We start from the raw sequence: 7495 nt of genomic DNA, 5'->3' as shown, positions 1-7495 counted from the left end.
AAATACAGGCCAATTGTATGTAGTGTAATTGAACTCGATTTTAGGACAAAAACTAAAAAACGCGGCGCGTTTTTGCACCTCATAAAAACTACCTCCTTTTATAATAATATATAGCCCGAAAGCTGGTGTTTGTTTTTCCAATTCAATACGACTTTGTCGATATCTTTGTTTCTTTTGGAAGCTTGTTTATTCGCTAATAAAGCGAATCAGAAAATACTGAGCGATTATCCAGGCCAAAATTTATTTTCTCGGATTTCCAGGATACTTCATGCCTGAGCAGCATTTCTGGGGCACCCGGTGTTTCCGGTTACGCGGAGCATGAATATCGAAGAAGCGGCGAAGCAGGCTCCTGATCCATTGATGGCGGTAGTAGCCGTGGCTGAAAAAGATTACCCAGCTGTTATGGAAACTATTTCGGATGTTTTGCGCGATCGACTTGTTTTTATTCAGAACGAGTTGTTACCGGAAAAATGGGAACTGTTCGGAATAGAAGTCCCGACGGTCGTGTCCGTCGGGCTTGAAAAGAAAAAGGGAATGGATACGAGTCCGATTCTCTCTATTCCAGTTCAAGGTGTACACGCAGGATTTATCGCTGATTCATTGACTGGATTGATGTTCCTTGTCACGTTCTGCCAGGGCCGATTGATTTGATTGATTGAACTTGCCGATGAGAAAGTTAATGAAATAAAAGCCATTCAAGAACTCGCCAAGCATCTGAGTGTATAAGAACCTGTTGACCAAAGCTCATCCTCAGCCAAAAATGTCCGATCAGAAAAAGCATAGAATTCCAATCGCCATCGCCAACTGGAAGATGGCGATGACCGTATCCCAAAGTCTTTCCTTTGTTGAAGAATTTAAGCAGGAGATGGGTGATTTGATTGGGAAAATGCAAGTGATATTGACGGCGCCCTCAACCGTGATTTATCCATTGGCAAATGCTTTAAAAGACACAGTGCTCGTTGATCCCGGAGCTCAAAATTCTTCTGCTCACACTGACGTCGAACACAGTGGTGAAGTTTCTGCAGCCTTACTGGCTGATGCAGGATGTGTCTGGTGCATGTGCGGTCACTGGGAAATGATTAAGCGAATGCATAAGGACGACTCGGAATTAAACCGCGAACTTCATGCAATTTACGATGCCGCGATGCGGCCGATCATTTTGGTGGGAGAATCCACTCAGGATAGGGGAATGCCCAGTGACGATCTGGTCGAGCGACTAGAGACCATACTTGAAGGTATCACTACATCAGAAATTGCCCGGTCTGTGATGGTGTATGAGCCAGAGTGGGCGATTGGTGCCGACGAGCCGGCTGACCCGGACTATATTGCGGAGCGAGCCACCTTCATGCGCAAGTGGGTGTCGAACCGATTTGGTGAAGAAAGTGCTCAGCAGATTCCGATGATATACGGTGGAGCTGTGTTTCCGGAGAATGCGGAATGGTTACTTTCAACTCCCGATTTGGATGGCCTCGGTGCAGGAAGACGTGGACGAAATGCGAAGTCATTTGCCAGTATCGCTAAAACGGTTGGCAAGGCTCACGGGTTGATCTGATAGCTAAAGTCTGCCCATCAAAATAAACCCAGGAAATACTAACTATAGCCGCTACCTTGAGCTTATGTTAAGGCAGATCGTTTCCTCGGGGAACGAAGGATTGGATGCCCGTAATGGCCCGGCCCAGAATGAGTCCATGGATGTCGTAAGTGCCTTCGTAGGTATTCACTGTTTCCAGATTCATCATATGGTGAACCACACGGTAATCGCCGGTAATGCCGTTGGCTCCCATCATGTCGCGAGCCTGACGTGCGATATTAAGAGCTGCTCCTGTGTTGTTTCGTTTTGCCAAAGAAATCATATCGGGCGAAGCGCGGTCCTCGTCCTTTAGAGAGCCCAATCGCCAAGACAGGAGTTGCATCTGGGTAATGGCTGTTACCATATTTGCCAACTTCGTTTGAATGAGTTGCATGGATCCAAGCGGGTAACCAAATTGATTCCGATTCATTACGTAATCTCTTGCGCGTTGGTAACAATTCTCGGCTGCTCCCAGCGCGCCCCAGACAATCCCAAAGCGTGCATTGTTGAGACATGAAAACGGACCCTTAAGTCCTCGGATGTCCGGGAAGACATTTGCGTCAGATACAAAGCAATCCTGTAAAACCATTTCTCCAGTGATGGAAGCTCGCATGGACATTTTGTTGCGGATTTTTGGAGTGGAAAACCCTGGAGTGTCTTTTTCTATAAGAAATCCGCGAATGGTTCCCTTATCGGAATCTTTTTCATACGCCTTCGCCCAGACCACCGCAATGTCTGCAATTGGTGAATTGGTAATCCACATTTTCGAACCATTCAGGATCCAGCCTCCATCGACTTTTCGGGCGGCGGTGATCATCGACCCGGGATCCGAACCATGGTCAGGTTCCGTCAAACCAAAGCACCCGATCATTTCACCGGTGGCCAGTCGGGGTAGGAAGCGTTTCTTTTGCTCTTCGGTGCCAAATTCAAAAATGGGATACATGACCAAGGATGACTGCACAGAGACAAAAGAGCGGTAGCCGGAATCGACCTTTTCAAGTTCGCGAGCGATCAATCCGTAAGCGGTATAACTTGCGCTTGCGCCTCCGTATTCAGTTGGCAAGGTGACGCCGAGTAATCCGAGCTCACCCATTTCGCGCGCAATCTCCACATCGAATTGTTCGTCCTGGTTTCCTGCAAGCGCTCTGGGCTCCAACTGCTTTTGTGCATATTCACGGCTCGCGGCCATGATCATTCTATCTTCACGGCTTATAAGCTCTTCGAAATGATAGATGTCCTCTGCATGAAATGAAAAAGATCCCATAGTGTTTTGGAGAATTAGAGAGGAAGAGCCGTAGGGCAAGGATAAGAAAATCGGAACTTAAAGCAGGTTGGTAAGGGGTTTTCAGCTGCGTCTTAAATTGATTAAAACGGTGGTATCTGTTTGGAACGAATTCTCACGCCGATCAAGATTGCTAGTTCCCGGGTCTCTCCTATATTTAGTTCAATTCATTTATTTACCCCAATTCTTAAACTACTTTAAATGAAATCTCTTATGATCAGATCGGTTCCTTTTCTATCTTCATTGATCCTCGCTTCTTTTCCTCTTGCTGCTCAAGTCAGTACGAAGAAAACGGATGAAGCGGTTCATGTTTTCGTAGCTGATAATCCGGTACTCACCTATAACACGGAGATGGTCCAACCACCGGCTGGCATGGACAAGATATATGAGCGAAGCGGTTTTATTCATCCACTTTACTCGCCTTCGGGCAAAGTGCTCACGGATGACTTTCCGGTTGGTCATGTCCATCAGCACGCCATTTTTAATGCCTGGACCCGGACTACATTTAAACATGAGGTAGTCGATTTCTGGAATCAGCATGGAGGAACTGGTATGGTCAAACACACCAAGCTTGGCACGGTGAAAGACGATTCCTTTGAGGCTAAACTACAGCAGATCAGTTTAAAACAAGGACCCGCACTCAATGAAGAGTGGAAAATTAAAGTAAATGACAGTAGAGATCCGTTTATCATTGATTTTGAAATTGAGCAGGGTTGCGCCACAGAAAATGAAGTTTACTTACATCCTTACCACTATGGCGGATTTGGCTTTCGTGGCAGTGGACATTGGAGCCCTGAGGACGAGGCACACTATGAAGGGTCTATGAAGATTTTAACCGGTGAAGGAGTCAGCGGCATCGAAGAAAGTAATCATACTCATCCAAAGTGGATTGCAGTGTATGGCACAATCGACAAAGAGGAGGCTGGGTTTGTTGTCATGGATCATCCGTCCAACTTTCGCTATCCGCAATCAGTTCGGGTGCATCCGAGGATGCCCTATTTTGTGTTTTCCCCAGTGATTGATGGATCCTTTATAATCAAACCCGGTTTTGTGTATCAGGCAAACTACCGGATCGTGACTTTCGACGGAAATCCGGATGCGGAAAAAATTGAAGGATGGTATAAAGACTTTGCTGGGGGGAAAGCTAAGAAGTAACGATGGCGAGTGCTTTGATTTTCTTAAATCAAGCTGACTAATCACCAACGCCATCGAGGCCCCAAAGAACGGCCGCTTTGAGCAATGACTTGATTTCGGGAGTCGCCATTTCGTCCAGGCTTCCCGGGGACATGTAGAAAATTCGTTTGCCTCCTTTTTCGTTGATCCATGCAACCGGATGAGCTTCTTCATTCTCATCCCATTTAGCACTAAGTAGAACATTGGTGGCCGGATCCCTTTCAATGTAGGTGTATAATTTGTTTCCTATATCGATAGGGCCTTTGAAAGATAGATTTTTTACGATGGAGTGATTGGTTGCCGACTCTTCTATCCAGGCAGAGACTTGCAGAGGGCTTCCTTCTTTTTCTTTGTAGTGTCCTGTATATTTAGCACCGAGCATGTCCACATCGATAGTGTTCCAAGATGCGTGTCCCTCGGGAGCTTGATAGCCTTCTCCCTTTTCTCTTTCTCCGAACGCGTGGCTGGCTGTGCGAAGTCCGATTACCGGTTTACCTGAATCTATAAAGTTTCTAATGATCACCATATCTTCTATGGTCGGAAATCGTCTCCGGGTGCTTAGAACTAAAATGTCAGCTGTTTCCAACGCTGCGATTCCGTCAAAGCTGTGACAGAGTGGGGAATTTCGATCGTTGCCAGCTGCAAAGACGAAACTGCTTTCAATGCCGAGGGGCTCCAGGTGGGATTTGGCAAACGCTGGCAAACTTTCGGGAGTTCCATATTCATGCTCACCTATGAGAAAGAAAGCCCTTTTACCTTTGTATGATACCTCATCCTTCGACTGGCAGGACCATAAAAACGGGGTAAGGAGAAAAAGTCCTAGGAGTAAGCTGCGAGATTTCATAAGTATTAGGTCGATTGAGTAACGTTAGTTTTAAATGCGATTCGCAGTTCTTTGTCGAGGATATGCGTCCTGGTCTGCGCTACTTATTACCGAGAATTCTCTTTCCAAGAGTTAGTAATGTAAACTACAGTTTTCGATATGCAGACTTTGGAAAAAAGGTGTTGGAATAGTGATGGTCATATTATTAATGTTCATCGTGGCAGAAAATCCATAAGAGTTAGCACGGTTCATAATATAACGTTAAAAGAATTTGTGGTTTATGGAGATTTGGGTGCTCCGTTAGAGGGATTAGTCAGCTCATTATTCAAGAAAATGGATTTAATTCTGGGTGGAAAATTTCCCGCTCCCCAAAAATGAAGCATATCAGGGGTGGTTTCATCTTCCCTTAGAATTAAATCAACACGTATGACCCTTTAGAGAAACAAATTTATCAATGTCCTTTCCTCCACATCTATCAAGTGAACTTGAATTACTTTTTCCGGTTCCTCTTATTCGCTATCGAATCCCGGATTGCGCGGATCTGAATTCGCGGCTTGAAGAATGTATTCATGAAAAAATGCGTTCATCGGAAACATCCGCCGCTACCAATCGAGGTGATAGTTGGCGTTCGAATAAGTCGTTTCTAAAGTGGGACAATGCCGCAGTACAGGAATTAAAAGGTCATATGGATAAGGCCTTGGGAGATATGATTAAGAGTACTGTGTCTGAACCTAAGTCTCAGCATTTTGAGGACTGGATATTTGAATCCTGGGCTCTTGTGCATCGAAGTGGAGGATACAATGTGGCTCATATTCATTCATCTGGAAGGTTCACCTGGTCAGGTATCTATTATCTAAAAACGGGTTTCCCTGAAGGAGTTCCAGCAACCAAAGGAATCACGGTATTGCAGGATAGAAGTGCGGTGCCGAAAGAAGTTATCAATAATCCGGATCCATTTGAAAGGGAGTATAAGATAGCTCCTGAACCGGGTCTTCTGGTTATGTTTCCTTCCACGGTTTGGCATTACGTAGAACCATTTGAAGGTGATGAAGAACGAATCACTATTCCATTCAATTGCAGCAACCCGAACTTTGTTACTCCCTTTTACAAGAACATGAGCGACTACCTGGAAGTGACCAAGGATAATTGGGCGTGGAGAAATTTACGAGGTCTCATGATGCTGCTTGATAAAAATTATCTAAAGAGTCGTATAAAGGAGAAAATGGGGAGGAAGTAATAGGCTGATATTATTACTGTAGTTGTGCCATCTTTTGGTAACTACTGTGGGATTTTAAAATCATCAACGCCGCAGCTCGTCCGCATAGCTAACCAGGCGAATTCCCCGTTTCTTAATTGCGGCTTGGATTTTCTCGTTTGTAAATACCTCTGTTACATTGCTTCTATCTTCAGCAACATTTTTGTAACCCTGGTTGGAGATCGATCGCATTTCAGCTGTATCCAGTCCCGGATGTTCGACCAGTAACCAAAGACCCGGACTCAATCTTTCGATTAAATCAATCATAGCGGAGAGGCGTTGCTCAGTTGAGTCGCTCCTTTCACCAAACTTTCCAGCGTATTTAATATTTGGCAGCTGTATCGGCAGCTTATACTCCTTTGAAAGGCGGATCGTAAGGGCCATTAATTCAGCTGTGCTGGTGGCAGTACCCATGTGAGATGATAGGTGAGTTACGTTTGGCAAGAGTCGGAGGGCTGTTTCGATTTGAGCTCGGAGTTCTCTTTCAACTTCTTCAATTTTCCAATTGGATTCTAGAAATCCGGTATTATTTTCCCAACCTTCCCGCTGGGTTGTAGTTGGATAAAAGTGTCCATTTTCATCAACCAGGCTGGGAACGTTTTTGGAAATGGGACCCCACTTCAATCCGGACCATTCACTCGTAAGGTCCAAGTGAACGCCAACATCAATTTCCGGATTTGCTTTCAACATATCAACTGCTTGAAGAAACCATGGGCCAGGGACGATTACCTCAATGGATCGTGCAATCCCGTGTTTCACGGATTCGAGACACGCTTCGTTCACTGCCTGGGCTACTCCCATGTCATCGCTGCGGACAAGGAGTCTGATTTCGTTGTCGCCATTTTGAGCTCTGATAAAAAGAGTCGAAATAGCAATCCATAGTATGAATAGGACTTTTGTGCGGATGTTCATAATAATAATAAGCTGTGGTTGAGTAAAAGATGACATGGGAGGATTGTAGACAATAAAATGGGGAGGAACCGAGTTGTTTTGTGTATGGCAAATGGAAGACACCATCTGGCAGGCAACATGCCCTTTGCGTTCGATCCCATTTTTCCGCCGCCTTGTCAAAATCCAAGACATAAACCCTTTTGACTCCAAGGTGTGTCCCATGTCCCCTTTTGACTCCCTATACTGAATACAGCCAACGGGAATACAATACAGCCAACGGGGTCATAATACAGCCAACGGGGTCGGTACAGCCAACGGGGTCATATCTCCATTATTGACGGTACAGCCAACGGTGGTACAGCCAACGGGAGCCAACGGGGTCATAACGGGAGCCAACGGGGTCATATCTCCATTATTGACAGAATACAGCCAACGGGGTCATAGAAAGCGCCGGGATAAACCGGCTTGGAATAAGGAATGAAAGAGTCCGACAGAGAAGAC

7 protein-coding genes are annotated in these 7495 nt (G+C 45.5%); 4 read left to right on the top strand and 3 right to left on the bottom strand.

All coding sequences use genetic code 11. The features are described from left to right. Window positions 1–318 precede the first annotated feature (318 nt). Window positions 319–651 carry a hypothetical protein gene (locus O3C43_24155; protein ID MDA1069580.1) on the top strand — a complete coding sequence of 111 codons (333 nt, stop codon included), beginning with the start codon at window positions 319–321 and terminating at the stop codon, window positions 649–651. A gap of 109 nt (window positions 652–760) precedes the next feature. Continuing rightward, the gene (locus O3C43_24150) at window positions 761–1552 is read left to right on the top strand and encodes a triose-phosphate isomerase (protein MDA1069579.1); all 792 of its coding nucleotides are present in this window, start codon (window positions 761–763) and stop codon (window positions 1550–1552) included. Between the two features lie 67 nt (window positions 1553–1619). Here the strand turns inward: O3C43_24150 and O3C43_24145 are convergent, their stop codons facing one another. Continuing rightward, window positions 1620–2834 (bottom strand): acyl-CoA dehydrogenase, encoded by a 1215-nt coding sequence (locus O3C43_24145; GenBank protein MDA1069578.1) that lies wholly within the window; start codon window positions 2832–2834, stop codon window positions 1620–1622. 219 nt (window positions 2835–3053) lie between these two features. On the opposite strand from O3C43_24145, the gene O3C43_24140 reads away from it, so the two are divergent. Beyond that, entirely contained in the window at window positions 3054–4007 is a 954-nt protein-coding gene (locus O3C43_24140; protein MDA1069577.1) for a PmoA family protein, read from the top strand. A gap of 37 nt (window positions 4008–4044) precedes the next feature. Here O3C43_24140 and O3C43_24135 read toward each other — a convergent pair whose 3' ends face one another. Next, complete coding sequence (locus O3C43_24135; GenBank protein MDA1069576.1) at window positions 4045–4869, bottom strand: ThuA domain-containing protein; 825 nt, start codon at window positions 4867–4869, stop codon at window positions 4045–4047. 433 nt (window positions 4870–5302) lie between these two features. Here O3C43_24135 and O3C43_24130 point away from each other — a divergent pair, with 433 nt between their 5' ends. Further along, on the top strand, window positions 5303–6085 hold the full coding sequence (locus O3C43_24130; protein ID MDA1069575.1) for a TIGR02466 family protein: 783 nt from the start codon (window positions 5303–5305) through the stop codon (window positions 6083–6085). 63 nt (window positions 6086–6148) lie between these two features. On the opposite strand, the gene O3C43_24125 is transcribed toward O3C43_24130, so the two are convergent. Next, window positions 6149–7051 carry a polysaccharide deacetylase family protein gene (locus tag O3C43_24125; GenBank protein MDA1069574.1) on the bottom strand — a complete coding sequence of 301 codons (903 nt, stop codon included), beginning with the start codon at window positions 7049–7051 and terminating at the stop codon, window positions 6149–6151. Window positions 7052–7495 lie beyond the last annotated feature (444 nt).

This window comes from Verrucomicrobiota bacterium, from assembly GCA_027622555.1.
Lineage (GTDB): Bacteria > Verrucomicrobiota > Verrucomicrobiia > Opitutales > UBA2995 > UBA2995.
This window is presented reverse-complemented; position numbering and strand designations above follow the sequence as displayed.